This is a genomic window from Pseudomonas sp. C32 (assembly GCF_030417915.1).
In the GTDB taxonomy this organism is placed as follows: Bacteria; Pseudomonadota; Gammaproteobacteria; order Pseudomonadales; family Pseudomonadaceae; genus Aquipseudomonas.
On record NZ_JAUHUK010000001.1, the window covers coordinates 385,445 to 404,321 of the forward strand.

The following is an 18,877-nucleotide window of genomic DNA, read 5'->3' on the forward strand; positions in this document are numbered from 1 at the left end:
GAAAAGGTTGAGTTTGTCTCATGTTGGTTTGGCTGTCGACAATAGCGCCATCATTACAGGGAGCATCTCACCATGGCTTTGGCCCACACCCTTGGTTTCCCGCGCATCGGCGCCGACCGCGAACTGAAAAAAGCCCTCGAAGCCAACTGGAAGGGTGACATTGATCAGGACAGCCTGAATCGCGTCGGCCGCCAACTGCGCGCCATGCACTGGCAATTGCAGAAGGGGGCCGGCATCGACCTGTTGCCGGTGGGTGACTTTGCCTGGTACGACCAGGTGCTGACCCATTCGCTGACGTTCGGCGTAATCCCCGAGCGTTTCGACAACACTAAAGATGCCGATGGCCGTCCGACCCTAGCCACCCTGTTCGCCATGGCCCGTGGCGCCACATCGACTTGCTGCGGTGGCGAACACGGCACAGCGCAATATGCACAAGAACTGACCAAATGGTTCGACACCAACTACCACTACCTGGTCCCGGAGTTCAGCGCTGACCAGCAATTCAAACTGAGCTGGGAACAACTGTTCGACGAAGTCGACGAAGCCAAAGCCTTGGGCCATAACGTCAAGCCGGTGATCATCGGTCCATTGACCTATCTGTGGCTGGGCAAGGCCAAGGGCAACGATTTCGACAAACTCGACCTGCTCGAACACCTGCTGCCGGTGTACAACGAAATCCTCAATCGCCTCGCTGCACAAGGCGTGGAATGGGTGCAGATCGACGAGCCGATCCTGACCCTCGACCTGCCGCAAGCGTGGAAAAGTGCGTTCGAACGCGCTTATCACATCCTTCAGTATTCGCCGCTGAAAAAACTCGTGGCGACCTACTTCAGTGGCCTGGAAGACAACCTCGGCCTGGCCGTGAGCCTGCCGGTGCAAGGCCTGCACATCGACGCGGTGCGTGCGCCGGATCAACTCGGCCAGGTGCTGGATCGTTTGCCGACCTACAAGATTCTTTCGGTGGGTTTGGTCAACGGCCGCAACGTCTGGCGTTGTGAACTGGAGCAAGCGCTGGCGCAACTGCAACCGGCGCAGGAGCGGTTTGGCGACAACCTGTGGGTCAGCAGTTCCTGTTCGCTGCTGCACAGCCCGGTGGATCTGCGCCGTGAAGATCACCTCGATCCGGAACTGAAAAGCTGGTTGGCGTTTGCGGTGCAGAAGTGTGGCGAAATTGCCGTGTTGCGCGATGCGCTGAACGATCCGCAAGCCGCCCATGTTCAGAAAGCGTTGTCTGAAAGCCGCGCCATCCAGGCCAGCCGCGCGCAGTCGCCGCGTATCCACAAAGCCCAGGTGCAGGCGCGGATCAAGGCGATCAGCGCCAGGGACAGCCAGCGTCAATCGCCCTTCGCCCTGCGCATCGAACAGCAGCGTGCGCGCTTGAAATTACCTGCGTTCCCGACGACCACCATTGGCTCGTTTCCACAGACGGGCTCGATCCGTCTCGCCCGTCAGGCGTTCAAGCAAGGCAGGTTGTCGGCCAACGACTACAACGACGCCATGCGCCACGAAATTCGCCACGCCGTGCAGATCCAGGAGCGCCTGGGCCTGGACGTGCTGGTACACGGTGAAGCCGAACGCAACGACATGGTCGAGTACTTCGCCGAGCAACTGGACGGCTATCTGTTTACCCGTTTCGGCTGGGTGCAGAGCTACGGTTCGCGCTGCGTCAAACCGGCGATCATCTACGGTGATCTGAGCCGTCCGAAGGCCATGACCGTCGACTGGATCACCTACGCCCAGCAGCAGACCGGCAAGGTCATGAAAGGCATGCTCACCGGTCCCGTGACCATGCTGATGTGGTCGTTCCCCCGTGAAGATGTGTCGCGCAAAATCCAGGCGCAACAATTGGCTTTGGCCTTGCGTGACGAAGTGGTGGATCTGGAAGCCGCGGGGATCAAGGTTGTGCAAATCGATGAGGCAGCATTTCGCGAAGGCCTTCCGCTACGCCGGGCGCAATGGCAGGCATATCTGGATTGGGCGGTGGAAGCGTTCCGCCTGAGCGCCAGCGGTGTGCGTGACGAAACCCAGATCCACACCCACATGTGCTACAGCGAATTCAACGATGTGATCAAGGCCATCGCCGACATGGACGCCGACGTGATCACCATCGAAACCTCGCGTTCGGACATGGAACTGCTGGAGGCCTTTAAAGCGTTCGATTACCCGAATGACATCGGCCCCGGCGTCTACGACATCCACTCGCCGCGGGTGCCGGACACGGCCGAGATGGTCAAGTTGATGAGCAAAGCTGTGCAGCGTATCCCCGCCGAACGCTTGTGGGTCAACCCCGACTGCGGCCTGAAAACCCGCGCCTGGCCGGAAACGGAAGCGGCGCTGGTGAACATGGTGGCGGCGGCGCGGCAGTTGCGTAGTCAACTGGCTTGAGGACGCCATCGCGAGCAAGCTTGCTCCTACAATTTAACGGCGTATGCCAGACCCTGTGGGAGCGAGCCTGCTCGCGATGAGCGATAACGCGGTCTTAAAAAATGACCGCCCGGCACTCTTCATCAAACTGTCATGGAACTGTGGCAGCGCGCTTGAACAAACATCATCAGACTCGCGCTCTACTGGGGTTCTGCGTTTCGGTGTTTTGTCATGTGTGCACGATTTTTATCGACAGCGGCCTTTCTGGCCGCGTTGTTGTTTAACCTTCCGACTTTTGCGGCCGCTCGTTGTGACGTCAATGTGGCGACCGAGCGGGTCGATCTGCCTCAGGTGAGCCTGGCGTACCAGAGCATCGGCCGTGAATCGGACCCGGCACTGCTGCTGGTAATGGGCCTCGGCGGGCAGTTGATTCACTGGCCCGACGAAGTGGTCGTTGCGTTGTGTCAGCAAGGTTTTCGGGTGATTCGCTACGACAACCGCGATGTCGGCCTGTCGACCTGGCGGCACGCACCGGCTGAGGCCAACCTGACTTTCGAAGTCCTGCGCTACAAACTCGGATTGCCGGTTTCGGCCCCGTATTCATTGACCGACATGGCCGACGATGGCCTGGGCCTGATGGACGCCTTGCACATCGAGCAATTCCACGTGCTGGGCGCAAGCATGGGCGGCATGATCGCTCAGCACATGGCTGCCATGGCGCCACAACGGGTCGAGAGCCTGACCCTGATCATGAGCAGTTCTGGCGCCGAAGGCTTGCCCGCACCGAGTGCGGCGCTGCTGCAATTGCTGGCACGACGTGGTGCGCCGAACCGGCAAGTGGCCCTGGAGCAACAGGCCGATCTGCTGGCGGCGCTGGGCAGCCCGACGATCAGCGATGATCGCCAGGCCCTGCTCGAACAGGCCGCGCAATCCTATGACCGGGCATTCAATCCCGAAGGCGTGAAGCGGCAGATCATGGCGATCCTGGCCGAACCGAGCCGGGTGGCGTTGCTCAACCAGTTGCGGGTACCGGCGCTGGTGGTGCACGGCACGGCGGACCCGTTGTTGCCGGTGATGCATGGCGTGCACCTGGCGGCGCATCTGCGTGGCAGTGAGCTGAAGTTGATTCCGGGGTTGGCCCACAGGTTTCAAGAGGCATTCAAGGCGCCATTGCTCGCAGCCGTGTTGCCGTATTTACGGGCTCACCGCGAAGACACGTCACACTGGGCACAGATCGATCCAGTGGCCGATCACAACCTCCTCTAACACCAAAGATCAACTGTAGGAGCTAGCTTGCTCGCGATAGCGGTATGTCAGTCGATGATGATGTTGACTGATGTGTCGCCATCGCGAGCAAGCTCGCTCCTACAGGGGAACTGCTGCGTACTCGTAATCCGGGGTGTATCGTGCAGGTTTTCCGGTGCATTTCCAGCGTGCGAGGTGGGTGATGAGTACTGCATTGAAAATCGATTTCGTCAGCGACGTGTCCTGCCCCTGGTGCGTCGTGGGTTTGTATGGGCTGACCAAAGCCTTGCACATCTTGCGTGACGAAGTCCGCGCCGAGATCCGTTTTCAGCCGTTCGAACTGAACCCGAAGATGGGGCCTGAAGGGCAGAACATCACCGAGCACATCAGCGAAAAGTACGGCTCATCACCCGAGCAATCGAAAAAGAACCGCGAAATGATCCGCGAGCGTGGCGCTGAATTGGGATTCGCGTTTCGCACCGACGGCAACAGCCGAATCTACAACACGTTCGACGCTCATCGCCTGCTGTACTGGGCGGGGCTCGAAGGTATGCAATTGCAACTCAAGGAAGCGTTGTTCAAAGCGTATTTCACTGATGGCGGCAATCCGTCCGATCCTGAGCAATTGGCGAATATTGCCGCCAGTGTGGGACTGAACCACCAGCGCGCCGAAGCGATACTGGCGTGCGACGAATTCGCCCACGAAACCCGCGAGGAAGAACAGCTATGGCTGTCTCGCGGGGTGAGTTCGGTGCCCACCGTTGTGTTCAATGGGCAGTACGCGGTGACGGGCGGGCAACCTGTCGAGAGTTTCGTCAGGGCGATCCGGCAGATCATGGCTGAAGCGAACGGTGGGACGGTCAACTGATGGTTTGCGGTCAAGTCAGCGGGGCGCGCCCCGCTGGTACCGGTTTATAGATCGGCAAAGTGTTTGTTGGCCAGTAACTTGCCAATGTCGCCGCGCCAGATGGATTCAACCTGTGCGCCGCTGTCAGTCTGTGCCTGTTGCCACTTCAATCCCAGATTACGTTGCTGCGGCAGCTTCAAATGGGCTTTGACGAAGTCATCGAATGTCGACTTTGCCGAGTTGTAGTGAAAATGGGCGTACCACAATGGGGTGGGCGAAGGCTGCGTCAGATCGAGCACTTCGTATTCCTGCAGATAGTCGCGAAGACGATTCGTACCACGCCCCAAATCTTTCAGGTCGCCGACCTTGCGAATCTCGATGAGCTTCTGGTCCTTGAGCCCCATTTCAACCAGATAGTCCAGATACTGTTGCGTGGGGGTCTGGCTGTTCATGGTTTGTTTGATGCGCAGGGCACGACCCGCGTCATTCAGCTCTCTGGCCTTGTCGGTCAATCGCGTGATGACAGGGTCTTGTGGCTTCACAGCTTTGATTCGCTCGGCACGTGCACGCAACTGTTCGGCCTCGCTGGTCATCAGGTGCTCAAGATTGATCGGCAGCATGTTCTGTCGGGCATACTCCTCGACCTTGCTGCGATAGGCATCCTGTGAATCGAGACGATTTTCGGCTTCTGCCAGCCAGGGTTTCACGTTGATCACGGTTGGCGTCTCGGGTGAAGAAACGGTGGGTTGGTAGAGACGGTATTTGCCGTCGGGATGCGGCAGCCATCTTTCTACGGGCCCTTCGATACCTTCAACCTCGAAATGCTTGGGGGCGGTTTCAGACGCCTCCACTTCTTTCCCCATCAGCCACTGGTCGTCCTCGGTCTTGAACAGTTTGCGGGCAGATTTTGTGTTGGAGATTGCCGGACGTTTTTTGATGGCTCGGCGGGCATACTCTTCCATCTCTGCAAGATAGCCGAGAAATATCGCGACCTGTCCGGCGTCCATATACTCGGAATAACCCGTATTCGCCGCCATCAGATGTCGACGAAACTTCGCATACGCCTCAAGGCAATCTTCAAGGATTGCGTTGTGCTGGTTTACATTGCTCACTACGCTGCGCAGATCGGATTGAGTACGCAGGGCGCGTTCGACGTGGTCGCGTGCCTTCAAGTGGTGAACATAAAAAAAGAACCAGGACTCATCACTGACAACATCGTACCGGTTGATGATTCTCACGGCATGTGCCGTTTTAAGGTAGCTGACGGTTGCGGCACGATCAGCGCTGGTCAAGTCTTGCACAACTTTGGTCGTGTCCGTTTTCAACGCCTTGCCGGGTATTTTTTCCTTCCAGACACTAAGGCGTTCGATATACAGGTCTCGTTGCTCGAACTCGAACATGATGAGCTTGCGGATGTCTTTTCGTTTTTGCAGCAGGGCCAGATGTTGGCGGGTTTCGTGGGCGGGGGTGGCGTCCGTGAGTTTGAGGAGGTCACTAATCTCCTCCAGTCGCCAATCAATTCGCGCGAAGGCAAACTGCAATCGGTCTAACGTGCGATCAAAGATGGTTTGCGCGCAGAAGCTTCGGAGCTTTTGGACTTTGGTGTGATTTTCACCACTGGTCAGGGGCAATAGTTCGTTCAATTCCTGGAAGTTCGATTCCGCCAGCTCGATCTGGTCGACGTATTTGCGTTCCAGTGCCGGCTGAAGAGCGCGGCGCGCTTCAGGTTTTTTTGTTTCGTAAACGATGATTTCGGCTTCGATTTCAGTTCTTTGCGTTTGCAGTCGGCGCATGTCCGCATCCACGGAATTGACCAGCCTCAGTCGATGCCGAAATGTCGCGTCCGTCCACCAACGCGGCAGCCATCGCCGGATCGCGGCGGGCCAGAGCGGGTCGAGGCCCTCGGCCAGATGATGGCCGAGAACCCCGCCACCGCCGAGCCCGCCACCTTCGATCAGCGTGCCATAAACGGCGAAATGCGTATTCCAGTTACCGTTTTCATCAAGAGCGATGGGTTGTTTGTAGCTTCTGCTGCGGCTGCCGCTCAAGCGCCAAAATGACGGATTGCCGCTCTGCTCAACACGATAGATCCGACCCTGACTGACGATGAAATCGCCGAGTTCATGGCGATACACGTTGCGATACAGGCCGCTGCTGCCAGGGCGAATATTGCTCAGTGAAAGGTCGTGCTCATATTCGTAACCCTGGAAACGTTCTGCGGTGCGCAGGGCCTTTCGTTTCGTAGTGGGGGATAACGTACCGGCCTTCCTCGCCAGCCCTGACAGTTGCCGCTGCCGGGTGAGCGAGCGAGCGGCGGAGGGGGCGGCATTCCCACCCGGCAGTATGTCCATTGCGGCGTCGATCAGTGACAGCAACACCGATTCGAGTTGCGCCAGTCCGTTGCCGACATCACCCCGCAAAAACGCGGCAACGCTCAGGTTGGCGCTGTCCCAGGCGTCATAAAGAGCGATGGCGCTGCCGACGAAGGGCACCATCCCCAGCGCCATTTTCAGATAGTTGAGCATCACACCGGACGCCAGCGCATGGTGTTCCAGCGCCAGCTTCCTGTTGGACCGCGAAGTCGAGCGATGGGCCTCGATCAAACGACCCATGTGCGTATTGAGCAGATGGGCTGCCAACGATGTTGTCACTGGCCAAGCCAGGCCGACCCCGATCAACGCATCGAAATGCCGCAGCACTGACTGGTTGATACGGCTGACATGACGCGCAAAGTCGCCATGCAAGGTGCGTCCCGCCAGGTATTCGACCATGGACGTCTGCTGGCACAGATTGAACAGGCTGCGCCGGGCATGTTCCAGGCTGGTGTATTGCCTGAGGAGTTGGCCGTCGGGACTGTCGGGCAGATAAAGCAGGGTGAGACCTGAATTCAGTTCATGAATGAAAGTGATACCGGCCAAGCCGGCAGGGCCTTCCTGATGGGTATCCGCACCACCGACGGTCAGGCTCACTGGCAGCAGTGAAATGTTCATGCCATTGATGGCATAGGCTTGGCGACTGTCGGCGTCAATGGCGATGTCGAGTATCTGGCGGCCCTTCGCATTGATCTGTCGTTGTGCGAGGGCGCATTCGCCTTGCAGTTTGAGCATCAGGCGCCAGGGTTCGATCAGGCATTCGCGGCGATAGGCATTGTCGAACGCCGGGGCCGTTGAAGCGCCCATGAACGTACTGAAGATCAGGTCCTCATACTTTTGCGCCAGGTTCAGATCAGGCACGATTTCGCGCAAGTAATGCTGTTTGATGCCGGTCTGCAGAATGTGCCGCTCGATCGGGTCGTCCGCTTGAACCAGAACCTTCATGAAACCCAACCTGTCCCATGTCGATTGGTCGATGTTGTTCAGCACAAACTCGGCGATGGATACGGTGCTGCGGTTCTTGCTGGGAATCAGAATATGCTCCTGAGGAGTGCCTGGTGCCGCGCCGTCGGTGACTACTTTGCGCCAACTGGTCGAATCCGGCAGATCCAGTTTTATCTCGAAGTCACGTTCGAGCGAGAAGTCCTGGCGCAGGCGAGCCGCCGTGCGCTTTTCGATGAAGTCCTTGCGATGTGGCAACTCGCGTTCCAGTAACGCCTGAGACCGTTTCATCGCGGCGATGAAAGCCTGGGTCATGGCCTTGAGTCGAACGCGCTGCGCGTCTGTCAGGGTGGATAGCCATTGCGGGCGTTTTTGCGCCAGTACACCGCTGTGATGTTGCTCGACAATCTGGCTGTAGGCCTGGTCTCGGGCCGCATGCGTCGCAACGCACAGGTCGGTGAGAGTTTGTTCTCGTAACTTTTCCATTTGCGCCAGACGGTGCTGCGCGCGGGCGGGTACCGGGTTGTCGGCAATCACCTTGGCCGCCAATTGTTCGCACGCGTAGAGCTGACTTTGCAGGCTTTGCTCGAACGGGTCTGACGTTTGTTCCGAAAGCTGCAGCGCCCGCTCGCTGTCATTGGGCGTGATCTTGAACAGCTCGCGCTCCAGCGCCGACAGTGAAGCAAAACGCTGCAAACCACCGAGCTCACCCGGCCAGTAGAGCAGCAGGCTTTGCGGTGCAGAGGAGGGAATCAGGAGGGAGGGATGGGCGATGAGCAATACACCTTCCAGCTCCCGCGATTGCAGTTGTGTGTTTTCTCCCTCGTGGTTCAGGCAGGTGAGGGTCAGGCTGAAAACCACCACCGGCGCACTACGTTGCGTTTTATCCGAATGATCGAGAATCGCCTGAAGCATCCCGTGCTCCTCGGTGCTGATCTGACTCAACAACAACTGGATGTCCGATTCGGCGCGCAGGCCCGCCAACCGCGCCTGATATAGGGCGCTGTAATGTTCATTGGGTTTTTGCCGCAATTCGAGCATGCGCAGACCATCCCTGGCATTCAGCAGCCTGGAAGCAGCCGATTGGCTGGCCTGTTCGGCTGCTGCCAGCGCATCGAGCGACTGTTTGAATTTCAGCTGGCGGGGGTCATCTGTGACATTCCACAGGCTGTCTCGAAAAAGGGCTTCTATCGCCGTTCGTTGCCGGGCCAGGCTGAGTCTGCGGGTGCTCAAGGGGATATCCGGGTTCAGCAGTCCAAAGAGTGAGATCGTCTCGTCGAGTGGCTCCACCTCTTTACTGTCTGCGAGTGGTGCAGGAGGCGCGCCAGACAGAAGTGTCACCGCCGGGCTCGCAATCAGTTGTTCGACCCCCGCCGTCAATGGCGAATCAGTCAGCGCGGTGTAGTGAACCAACACCTGTTCGTGTTGCGTTGAGACGACGGCAAGGTGCTGATATTGCAGCAGCCAGGTTTCCATCTGGCTGCGCTGTTCAAAAACCGTTAATGCCGGTTGCTGGGCAGGCAAATACAAAAACTGGGTGACGGGTTGATCCATATCGACCGTGATGACGAGTGCGCCGGATATTGCGCGAGAATTGTCAGCCCGTTGCAGGGCCAACTGTTCGGCATAGATTGTACGGTCGCCAAGCCTCAGGCCTTCGGTTGGTGGATCGATGATGGCCAGCAGCACGTTCATCTGCTCGACATTCAGACGTCCCTCGGCAAAAGCCAGCTGACAGGCTGCTTCGAAATGCTGGCGGTACAATTCGCTAGCCAGATCCTTTCGCGACACCGCTGTGCCGGGGGCGCGCTCACGCCAGTACGCGTCGATGCGCGGGGGCTCGATGTCCGTATGGCGTTGCGCCACGAGTTCGAGCATGCGTCGGCGACTGTCCTCCAGGCGTTCGCAGGCGATGAGGAACAGGCAGTGGTCGGTGGGAGGCGATTCGAGGGAGGGCAGGAGGTCGAAGTCGACCGGCGCTGGGTGAACGGAGTCAAGCATGATGTGGAGGCTCCAAATGACAGGAAGGCCGGGAAACCCCGGCGTTGCTGTCATTAGAAGAGCGACGCTTTCAGTGCTGGCGGTACATAGTTATGGGGTGTGGATCAATTCATGACGGCCACTGTGGCGTGAATACGGTGCGTTGAGAATCCGCTCGTTCAGTGACTCAACCCGTACTTCTTTACCTTGTCGAACAGAGTGGTCTTGGCCATGCCCAGTTCCTGGCTCGCTTGCGTGAGGTTGCCGCCGCTGCGTTGCAAGGCATCGCCGAGCAAATTGCGTTCGAACGCTTCCACCGCTTCGGCGAAGGCCAGGCCATGAGTGCTGCCGCCAGCACCGGGCTTTTTGAACGCCGGCAGGCCCAGGGCAAAACGCTCGGCGACGTTGCGCAGTTCGCGCACGTTGCCCGGCCAGTCGTGGCTCATCAGGTTCGACACGGTCTGGTTGTCCAGCTCCGGTGCGATCCGGTCGAAGCGCAGGGACGACTGCTGCAAGAAATACTCGAACAGTTGCAGGATGTCTTCGCGACGCTCGCGCAGCGGCGGCAGTTCCAGGGTCACCACGTTGAGGCGGTAATACAGATCGCTGCGGAACTCGCCGGCCTTGCTCGATTCGTCGAGGTCTGACTTGGTCGCGGCAATCACTCGGCAATCCACCGCTACGCTCTGGTTCGAGCCGAGGCGTTCGAGGGTGCGCTCCTGCAACACCCGCAGCAATTTGATCTGCAAGGGCAGGGGCATGCTTTCCACTTCGTCGAGGAACAGCGTGCCGCCGTCGGCGTGTTCGATCTTGCCGATCCGCCGTTTGCCGGCGCCGGTGAAGGCGTTGGCTTCGTGGCCGAAAATTTCGCTTTCGAACAGGTTTTCCGGCAGGCCGCCGCAGTTCAACGCGACGAACTGTTTGCTGTGGCGGCGACTGAAATCGTGCAGGCAGCGGGCGACCAGTTCTTTGCCGGTGCCGGTTTCGCCTTCGATCAAGACGTTGGCCGAGGTGTCGGCGACGTTGGCGATCAACTCGCGCAGTTTCTGCATGGCCGGTGAACGGCCGATGATCCGGCCTTCGAGCGAGTCGCGCTCGGCCAATTGCCGCCGCAGGGACGAGACTTCCCGCGCCAGGCTGCGTTGTTCCAGGGCACGACGGGCCACGTCCACCAGACGTTCCGGAGAAAACGGTTTCTCCATGAAATCGTAGGCGCCTTTCTGCATCGCGCCGACGGCCATGGAAATGTCGCCGTGGCCGGTAATCAGCACCACCGGCAGGCTGCGATCACGCTCCTTGAGCCGGCCGAGCAGTTCCAGGCCATCGATGCCCGGCAAGCGAATGTCGCTGATGACGATGCCGGCAAAGTTGTCGCCGACGCGCTCAAGGGCTTCTTCGGCACTGCCCACGCCAATGCAGGGAATGTCTTCCAGGGTCAGCGCCTGTTGGCAGCCGAGCAGCACATGGGGATCGTCTTCGACGATCAATACACTAAGGTCGTTGTTCATATTGGCTTCGCGGGAGTGGGGCTTACCAACGGTAAACTGAGGACGAATGCGGTACCGCCACTGGCCGGGTGCTCGACACCCAGGTGTCCACCGGTGGCGGCGGCCAGGCTCGCCGAAAGGGTCAGGCCAAGGCCCAGGCCTTGTTCGCCGGGTTTGGTGGTGAAAAACGGTTCGAACAGATGCTTGCGCGTTTCGGCGTCGATGCCGTGGCCGTTGTCGCGAACACGCAGGCGGTATTTGCCATCGAATTCTTCACCTTCGAGCCACAGCTCAGGTTGTGGCTGGGCCAGCATGGCATCGAGGGCGTTGCCGATCAGGTTGACCAGAATCTGCTCAAGACGAGTTTGATCGATCCGGACCTGCACCGCTTCGAAATGACGGTGCAGATGGGTGTGTTTCATCCGCCCATCGAGCAATTGCAGTGCCGCGTCAACACCTTTGCCCAGGCAAGCCTGGCCCTTGTCGTCACCGCGTCGCGCAAAGGAGCGCAGGCTCGCGGTGATGCGGCCCATGCGGTCGATCAGTTCATTGATGGTCTTGAGGTTGGTGCTGGCCACGTCCAGTTGCCCGCGCTCGAGGAAGCGCACGGTGTTGCCGGACAGCGTACGCAGCGCCGCCAGCGGCTGGTTCAGTTCATGGGCGATGCTGGTGGACATCTGGCCGATGGCCGCGAGTTTTCCGGCCTGCACCAGTTCATCCTGGGCGTGGCGCAAAGTCTCTTCGGCGTGGCGCCGTTCGCGGATCTGACCCTTGAGCCGTTCGTTGCTGGCGCGCAGGTCGACGGTGCGTTCGGTAATCCGACGCTCCAGTTGATTGTTGGCTTCCTGCAAGGCTTCACGGGCCGCTAAGCGGGTGGCGATCACCTTGCGCCGCTCATTCCAGGCGATCAACAGAAAGGCGAGGAGGGCAAACGCCACCGCCACCAGAATCCCTTGGTTGATCGCTTCGCGGCGCAAATCCTGCAGCGGCGTCAGCAGGGTGAAATTCCACGGCGTGTCGCTCAACGGCCGGGTTTGCGACAGATAGCTGATGTTCTCATCGTCGGACACCAGTTCGCTGTTGGCCGGGAAAGTCAGTTTCTCCACGCCCTCGGACAGGGTTTCCCGGGCCAGCGGTTGCAGTTCGTTGAGCGGGAACCAGTAGTACTGCAGGCTACGGGCCAGTTTCTCTTTGGTTTCATCGCTCAGCGGCACCACGGACTTCAAGCGGCGGGCCGGATCGCTGGAGAGAATGATGATGCCGTTCTCGTCACTGACGAAGGCTTCCAGGCGCGCTCGCTGCCAGCGTTCTTCCATGGCTTCGAGGCGAACCTTGACCACGGCGACGCCGATGATCTTGCCGTGTTCTTCCAGGCCATGGGCCAGGTAGTAACCGGGCTCGCCGTTGGTGCTGCCAATGCCGTAAAAGCGTCCTGGCTGACCGCGTATGGCGCTCTGGAAATAGGCACGGAAGGACAGGTCTTCACCCAGATAACTGTCGAAGTCGCGCCAGTTGCTGGTGGCCATGACGCGACCGGTGGTGTCCATGACGTAGATGGCCCGACTGCGGCTGCGCCGGTTCAGGCCCTCGAGGTAATCGTTGACCGTTTGCCGGTGTTCCGGGGTCGGGTCGGCCAGCAACTGCGAAACACTGGTTTCGAGTTCGAGCAGGCTGGGCAGGTAGGTGTATTTGCTGATTTCGCTTTCGACGGCGCGGGCGTGCAGCTCAAGCTGACGCTGGCCGTTTTCGCTGAGGCTGCGGATGCCGTAGCGCTCACTGACCCAGAAGCCGATGTAACCCAATCCGATCATCAGCGCGATGATCAGCGGCGGCAGGAACAGCTGTCGAACAAGACGGGGTTTCACGGCGAGTGATGGCGGCGCTGCGCGATAAAGATTGGGGTCGCATTTCATCACAGATGCCTTGGGTCAACCACCACACAAATCTGCAAGCCACCGCCGACCCTTGTAGGAGCCGGCTTGCTGGCGATGACGATGTCCCGGACATTGATGTCGTCTGGACCACCGCCATCGCCAGCAAGCTGGCTCCTACAGGGAGCGGTGTGTTTCTTAGTGCTGCAGAATTTTGTTGAGGAAGTGCTGTGTACGCTCGGCGCGGTGGCTGATGTCGCCGAAGAACTCCTCTTTCTTGCAGTCTTCGATGATCTTGCCGGCGTCCATGAAGATCACGCGGTCGGCCACTTTACGGGCGAAGCCCATTTCGTGGGTCACGCACATCATGGTCATGCCTTCGTGGGCCAGTTGCACCATCACGTCCAGCACTTCGTTGACCATTTCCGGGTCGAGCGCCGAGGTCGGTTCGTCGAACAGCATGACGATCGGGTCCATCGCCAGCGCACGGGCAATCGCCACACGCTGTTGTTGACCACCGGACAGTTGGCCCGGGTGCTTGTGGGCGTGGGCCGACAGACCGACGCGCTCGAGCAGTTGCAGGCCTTTCTTGGTGGCTTCTTCCTTGCTACGGCCCAACACCTTGATCTGCGCGATGGTCAGGTTCTCGGTGATGGTCAGGTGCGGGAACAGCTCGAAATGCTGGAACACCATGCCCACGCGCGAACGCAGTTTCGGCAGGTTGGTCTTCGGGTCGGCGATGGACGTGCCGTCGACCACGATGTCGCCTTTCTGGAACGGTTCCAGCGCGTTGACGCACTTGATCAGGGTCGATTTGCCGGAACCGGATGGCCCGCATACCACGATCACTTCACCTTTTTTGACCTCGGTGCTGCAATCAGTCAGTACCTGGAAGTCCCCATACCACTTGTTGATGCTTTTGATAGAGATCATACGGCGAACCTTTTTTGCAGACGCTTGACCAGCAGCGAGGCGGAAAAGCTGATGATGAAGTACACGAGACCCGCGAAAATCAGGAACTCATTGGAGCGGCCAATGATGTCGCCACTGGCGCGCGAAGCATTGAGGAAGTCCACCAGGCCGACGGCGTAGACCAGCGAGGTGTCCTGAAACAGGATGATGCTCTGTTGCAGCAACAGCGGTGTCATCTTGCGGAACGCTTGCGGCAGGATGATCAGGCGCATCATCTGGCCGTACGTCATGCCCAGCGCCTGGGCAGCGCCCATCTGGCCCTTGGGGATCGACTGCACACCGGCACGGACGATTTCGCAGAAGTACGCCGCTTCGAACATCATGAACGCCACGATGCAGGAGGCGAACGCGCCGATCGGCGTGTCTTCGCCAGTGATCCAGCGCAGCACGAAGGGTACCGCCAGGTAGAACCAGGTGATCACCAGCAGCAACGGGATCGAGCGGAAGTAGTTAACGTAGGCGCCGGCCAGGTTCGACAGCAGTTTGTTGTGCGACAGACGGCACAGCGCCAGGATAGTGCCGAGGATGATCCCGCCGATCACGCCCATGACCATCAGCTTGAGGGTCATGACCATGCCGTTCCACAGACCCGGCAGGGACGGGATGATGCCCGAGAAGTCGAATTCCATCATTTACCCCCTACGGAAATCAGGCCCGGTACGGCGACTTTCTTCTCGACCAGACGCATCAGCAACATCAGGCTCATGTTCAGGGTGAAGTAGATCAGCGTGGCCAGGGTGAAGGCTTCGAACAGGTTGGCGGAGAACTCGGCGGTCTGTTTGGTTTGCGCGAGCAATTCCATCAAACCGATCAGCGAGGCCACGGAGGTGTTCTTGAAGACGTTCAGGAATTCCGAGGTAAGTGGCGGAATGATGATCCGGTAGGCCTGGGGCAGCAGCACGTTCCAGTAGATCTGTGGCAGCTTGAAACCCATGGCGCGGGCCGCGGATTCCTGGCCTTTTGGCAGCGCCTGGATACCGGTGCGCACCTGTTCGCAAACGCGGGCGGTAGTGAACAGGCCCAGGCACACGACGACGCTGAGGAAGGCCGAGGTGGTCGGGTTCAGATCCTGCTTGTACCACTCTTGCAAGTCGGCCGGCAGCAGGTCAGGTACCAGGAAGTACCAGATGAACAGCTGAACCAGCAGCGGCACGTTACGGAAGAGTTCGACGTAGCAGGTGGCGATGCCCGATACGATGCGGTTCGGCACGGTACGCATGACGCCCAGGATCGAACCCAGTGTCAGGGCGATGATCCAGGCCGCGATGGCGATGCCGATGGTCCACGCCAGACCGGTCACGTACCAGTCGAGATAGGTCTCGCTGCCCACGCCGGTGGACTTGAAGAACACGCCCCAGTCCCAGTTGTAATTCATTAGGGTCTCCCCTCAGATCGATCGATATACAAATGCCCGCTTGGGGGAAGCTCCGTTCCCGCCTGAACCTTGAAGATCAGGCACACACGATCGGCTCGACAGCCACCGGTCCGAGTGTTTCCAGAAATGCCAGCAGGGAGTGACAACCTCCTGAAAGGACGCAGGCCCTCTCAGGAGATAAGGTTAGTCAGAAATCAGGACTTCTTGTCGTCAGCCGCTTTATCAGTCGGATTGGCGATAAGGGCCTTGAGCTCGTCGCTCATCGGGAAGTTCAGGTTCAGGCCTTTTGGCGGGATTGGCTGCATGAACCATTTTTCGTAGATCTTGTTGATCTCGCCCGATGCGTAGGTGGCCTTGATGGCGTCATCCACAGCCTTTTTGAACGGCTCGTCGCCTTTGCGCACCATGCAGCCGTAGATTTCGTACGACTGTGGCGTGCCGGTCACGGCCCAGTCACTGGCTTTCTTGGCCTTGGCCGCTTCACCGGCCAGCAGGGCGTCGTCCATCATGAAGGCCACGGCACGGCCGGTTTCCAGCATCTGGAAGGACTCGCCATGGTCTTTGGCGGAGATGACGTTCATGCCCATCTGCTTGTCGGCGTTCATCGCCTTGAGGATGCGCTCGGACGTGGTGCCAGCGGTGGTCACGACGTTCTTGCCTTTCAGGTCGTCGAAATCCTTGTACTTGGAGTCTGCCTTGGACAGCAGACGGGTACCGATTTCGAAGATGCCGACGGAGAAGTCAACTTGCTGCTGACGCTCGACGTTGTTGGTGGTGGAACCGCACTCGAGGTCCACGGTGCCGTTCTGCACCAGCGGGATACGGGTTTGCGAAGTCACCAGGTTGTATTTGACCTGGAGGTTGGGCATGTCCAGGTCTTTTTTGATGGCTTCGACGACTTTCAGCTGGATGTCGTGGGAGTAGCCGACCGGTTTGCCGGAAGCGTCTGCAATGTAGGAAAACGGAATGGAAGCGTCGCGATGGCCCAGGGTGATGGTGCCGGACTCTTTGATCTTCTTCAGGGTGCCGGTGAGTTCGGCGGCGAAAACTGGCGTGCTGATCAGAGCGGCAGCAATGGCTGCGCCCAGGATATGGGGAACGATGCGCATCAAATTTTCCTCGACATTGTTTTTTTTATGGAGCCAGTTCACCGGCCCTTTTGTGCTGCAGCTACCTGAGCGCTATTGAGTGTGTGCGCAAAGGTCATTCATCGAAGAAGTGTAGAGCATGACTCGTGCCAGACCAGTCTGAAATGGTCAAAGCATTGATTAATAAGGAAATTAAATTTTTATGGCGCTGATATTCCGATTGAAAGATCCGGTTAACCGAACCGACCGGCAGGTCGCGTTCGGAAAACCGAATGATGACGTGTCATGCATTGCTTTTCGTAGGAGCCGGCTTGCTGGCGATAGCGCTCTCGAGGTCGCCATCGTCGGAACGCCGCTCGCAGCAAGCCGGTTCCTACGGGGTGACAGTCACGGATATTTGCGTTTGTCCGGCGCTGGCGGGAAGTACTGGTACAACCAGGTTTCACTTAACGTGCGGTCATTGGTACGGATGAACAGACGCAGCTCGACGGGCTCGACGCTGTCGTTGGTCGGGTACCAGTCAAACAGGATGCGGTAGCCCTTGATGTCGTCGAGTTTCAGAATGCAGAAATCCTTGACCTCGCCGTTCGAGCAGGTCACGACCGGCTCGATGCCCGTCCCTTCCGGCAGGCGGTCCAGGCCGCCGCCGTTGAAGTCCACGGCAAAGCGTCGCGCCCAGACCGGTGGATAGTGTTCGCCCGGCGCCCAGCCCTCGGTGAAACCGCCCATCCCCGAACGGGTCGCCTGCACCCGCGCCAGTGGCGTGCTGACCGGCGGCAATGCGCTCCAGTAGAGCTTGTAGCCGTAGTTCAGCGAATCGCCGGCGGCCACCGGTTTTTTCGGTGTCCAGAAGGCGACGATGTTGTCCATGGTTTCGCCGGTGGTAGGGATTTCCAGCAGGTCGATCGAGCCTTCGCCCCACGCGGTGGTGGGCTCGACCCACAGGCTCGGACGGCGGCTGTACCAGTCGACCGTGTCCTGATAGCTGGCGAATTCGTGATCGGTCTGCACCAGGCCGAAGCCTTTCGGGTCTTTGTCGGCGAAAGCGTTGAACTGCAACGTGGCCGGGTTGTTCAGCGGGCGGCAGATCCACTCGCCGTTGCCGCGCCACATGGCCAGTCGATCCGAGTCATGGATTTGCGGGTGAATGGTGTCGCACATCCGGCGCTCGTGGGTGCCGCAGCTGAACATGCTGGTCATCGGCGCGATGCCCAGTTGATCGATGGCAGTACGCGCATTGACGTGGGCGTCGACCTCCATCACCACGCGTTCGGCCTGGCAATCGATATCAAAGCGATAAGCGCCGGTGGCACTCGGCGAGTCGAGCAGGGCGTAGACCACGAAGCGGGTGCTGTTCTTGTCCGGCGTCTCGAACCAGAACTTGGTGAAATCGGGGAATTCTTCACGCTTCTTGGCGTAAGTGTCGATGGCCAGGCCACGAGCCGACAGGCCATATTGGCCAGTGGCGTCCACCGCACGGAAATAGCTGGCGCCGAGGAAGGACACCACATCGTGCTTGTCCAGCTCCGGGGCCTTGAACAGTTTGAAACCCGAGAAACCCAAGTCACCCTTGAGCTGCGCGGTATCGACCGTGGTGTTTTCATAGTTGAACAGCGAAGGACGGAAATGCACCTCGCGGGCCATCCGGGTTTTCGGATCGACGCTGTACATGCGCACCGGTTGCTTGAAACCCATGCCGACGTGGAAGAACTGCACGTCCAGTTGGCCCTTGAGGTCCTTCCACAACGAATGATTGCCGTCGTAGCGGATCGCATTGAAGTTCTGCGGGGTCATGGTCGCCAGCGTCGGCGGCAGCACCTGTTTGGTGTCCTGATAGCGATTGCTGGCCAGTTGCTTGGCCTGCACTTTCAGCGCTTCGAAATCAAAGGCCTTGGCCTCGCCATCGGCGGTGTCAGACGCGGCCCAGGCCCGGGCGGCCAGCAGACCGGTGGCCGAAAGACCGGTGTAAGCCGCAATGGCCATGGACGCTTTGAGCAAATTCCTGCGATGCATAAATACAACCTGTCGTGAACAATCCCGCGCCGTTCCTGGCACGTGCTGGATCAGAAATATCGGTTCGGACATGCCTTCGGCCAAACACAACGGACTTTTAAACAGATGCCCAACAGCTTAAACCGTTCGATTGCAGAGCAAAATTGATTGGTGGCAAGACGCTGGCGCTGGAATGAAACAAGAAGTGTCGGGAAAGATTTCCGACAGCGTCTTCTGAATTACAGGGCATTTCTGCTTTTTTCGACTAATTACTCTAAAAACCACTTTTCAGCGCCCGGATTATTTCTATCCTGTGTACATGACCGGTTTATGCCCTTCGGG

The 18,877-nt window shown here is 58.9% G+C and carries 11 protein-coding genes; 3 read left to right on the forward strand and 8 right to left on the reverse strand.

What is annotated here, in order from left to right:
* The first annotated feature begins 72 nt into the window (after nucleotides 1-72).
* The 3 genes from metE (at nucleotide 73) to QYH43_RS01795 (ending at nucleotide 4,477) form a co-directional block, all read left to right on the forward strand.
* Entirely contained in the window at nucleotides 73-2,385 is a 2,313-nt protein-coding gene (gene metE, locus QYH43_RS01785) for a 5-methyltetrahydropteroyltriglutamate--homocysteine S-methyltransferase (RefSeq protein ID WP_301156055.1), read from the forward strand.
* Between the two features lie 210 nt (nucleotides 2,386-2,595).
* Nucleotides 2,596-3,630, forward strand: a complete 1,035-nt coding sequence (locus QYH43_RS01790) for an alpha/beta hydrolase (RefSeq protein ID WP_095151976.1) — start codon at nucleotides 2,596-2,598, stop codon at nucleotides 3,628-3,630.
* A 181-nt stretch (nucleotides 3,631-3,811) separates the two neighbouring features.
* Entirely contained in the window at nucleotides 3,812-4,477 is a 666-nt protein-coding gene (locus tag QYH43_RS01795) for a DsbA family oxidoreductase (protein ID WP_095151977.1), read from the forward strand.
* Nucleotides 4,478-4,521: 44 nt separating this feature from the next.
* Here QYH43_RS01795 and QYH43_RS01800 read toward each other — a convergent pair whose 3' ends face one another.
* From QYH43_RS01800 to QYH43_RS01835, 8 genes are all read right to left on the reverse strand, one after another.
* Nucleotides 4,522-9,771: a DUF6543 domain-containing protein gene (locus QYH43_RS01800; protein ID WP_095151978.1), complete on the reverse strand. Its 5,250-nt coding sequence runs from the start codon at nucleotides 9,769-9,771 to the stop codon at nucleotides 4,522-4,524.
* Nucleotides 9,772-9,929: 158 nt separating this feature from the next.
* Nucleotides 9,930-11,258, reverse strand: a complete 1,329-nt coding sequence (locus QYH43_RS01805) for a sigma-54 dependent transcriptional regulator (RefSeq protein ID WP_095058660.1) — start codon at nucleotides 11,256-11,258, stop codon at nucleotides 9,930-9,932.
* Nucleotides 11,255-13,150, reverse strand: a complete 1,896-nt coding sequence (locus QYH43_RS01810; protein ID WP_095058661.1) for a sensor histidine kinase — start codon at nucleotides 13,148-13,150, stop codon at nucleotides 11,255-11,257. Before QYH43_RS01810 ends, QYH43_RS01805 begins: the two co-directional genes overlap by 4 nt.
* Before the next feature lie 156 nt (nucleotides 13,151-13,306).
* Entirely contained in the window at nucleotides 13,307-14,041 is a 735-nt protein-coding gene (locus tag QYH43_RS01815) for an amino acid ABC transporter ATP-binding protein (RefSeq protein WP_007975082.1), read from the reverse strand.
* The gene (locus tag QYH43_RS01820; RefSeq protein ID WP_095058662.1) at nucleotides 14,038-14,709 is read right to left on the reverse strand and encodes an ABC transporter permease subunit; all 672 of its coding nucleotides are present in this window, start codon (nucleotides 14,707-14,709) and stop codon (nucleotides 14,038-14,040) included. Before QYH43_RS01820 ends, QYH43_RS01815 begins: the two co-directional genes overlap by 4 nt.
* Nucleotides 14,709-15,455 (reverse strand): amino acid ABC transporter permease, encoded by a 747-nt coding sequence (locus QYH43_RS01825; protein WP_053162189.1) that lies wholly within the window; start codon nucleotides 15,453-15,455, stop codon nucleotides 14,709-14,711. Before QYH43_RS01825 ends, QYH43_RS01820 begins: the two co-directional genes overlap by 1 nt.
* A gap of 194 nt (nucleotides 15,456-15,649) precedes the next feature.
* Nucleotides 15,650-16,564, reverse strand: coding sequence for a glutamate/aspartate ABC transporter substrate-binding protein (locus QYH43_RS01830; protein ID WP_095058663.1), 915 nt, complete (start codon nucleotides 16,562-16,564; stop codon nucleotides 15,650-15,652).
* Nucleotides 16,565-16,930: 366 nt separating this feature from the next.
* Nucleotides 16,931-18,556, reverse strand: coding sequence for a glucan biosynthesis protein D (locus QYH43_RS01835; protein WP_301156061.1), 1,626 nt, complete (start codon nucleotides 18,554-18,556; stop codon nucleotides 16,931-16,933).
* Between the last annotated feature and the right edge of the window lie 321 nt (nucleotides 18,557-18,877).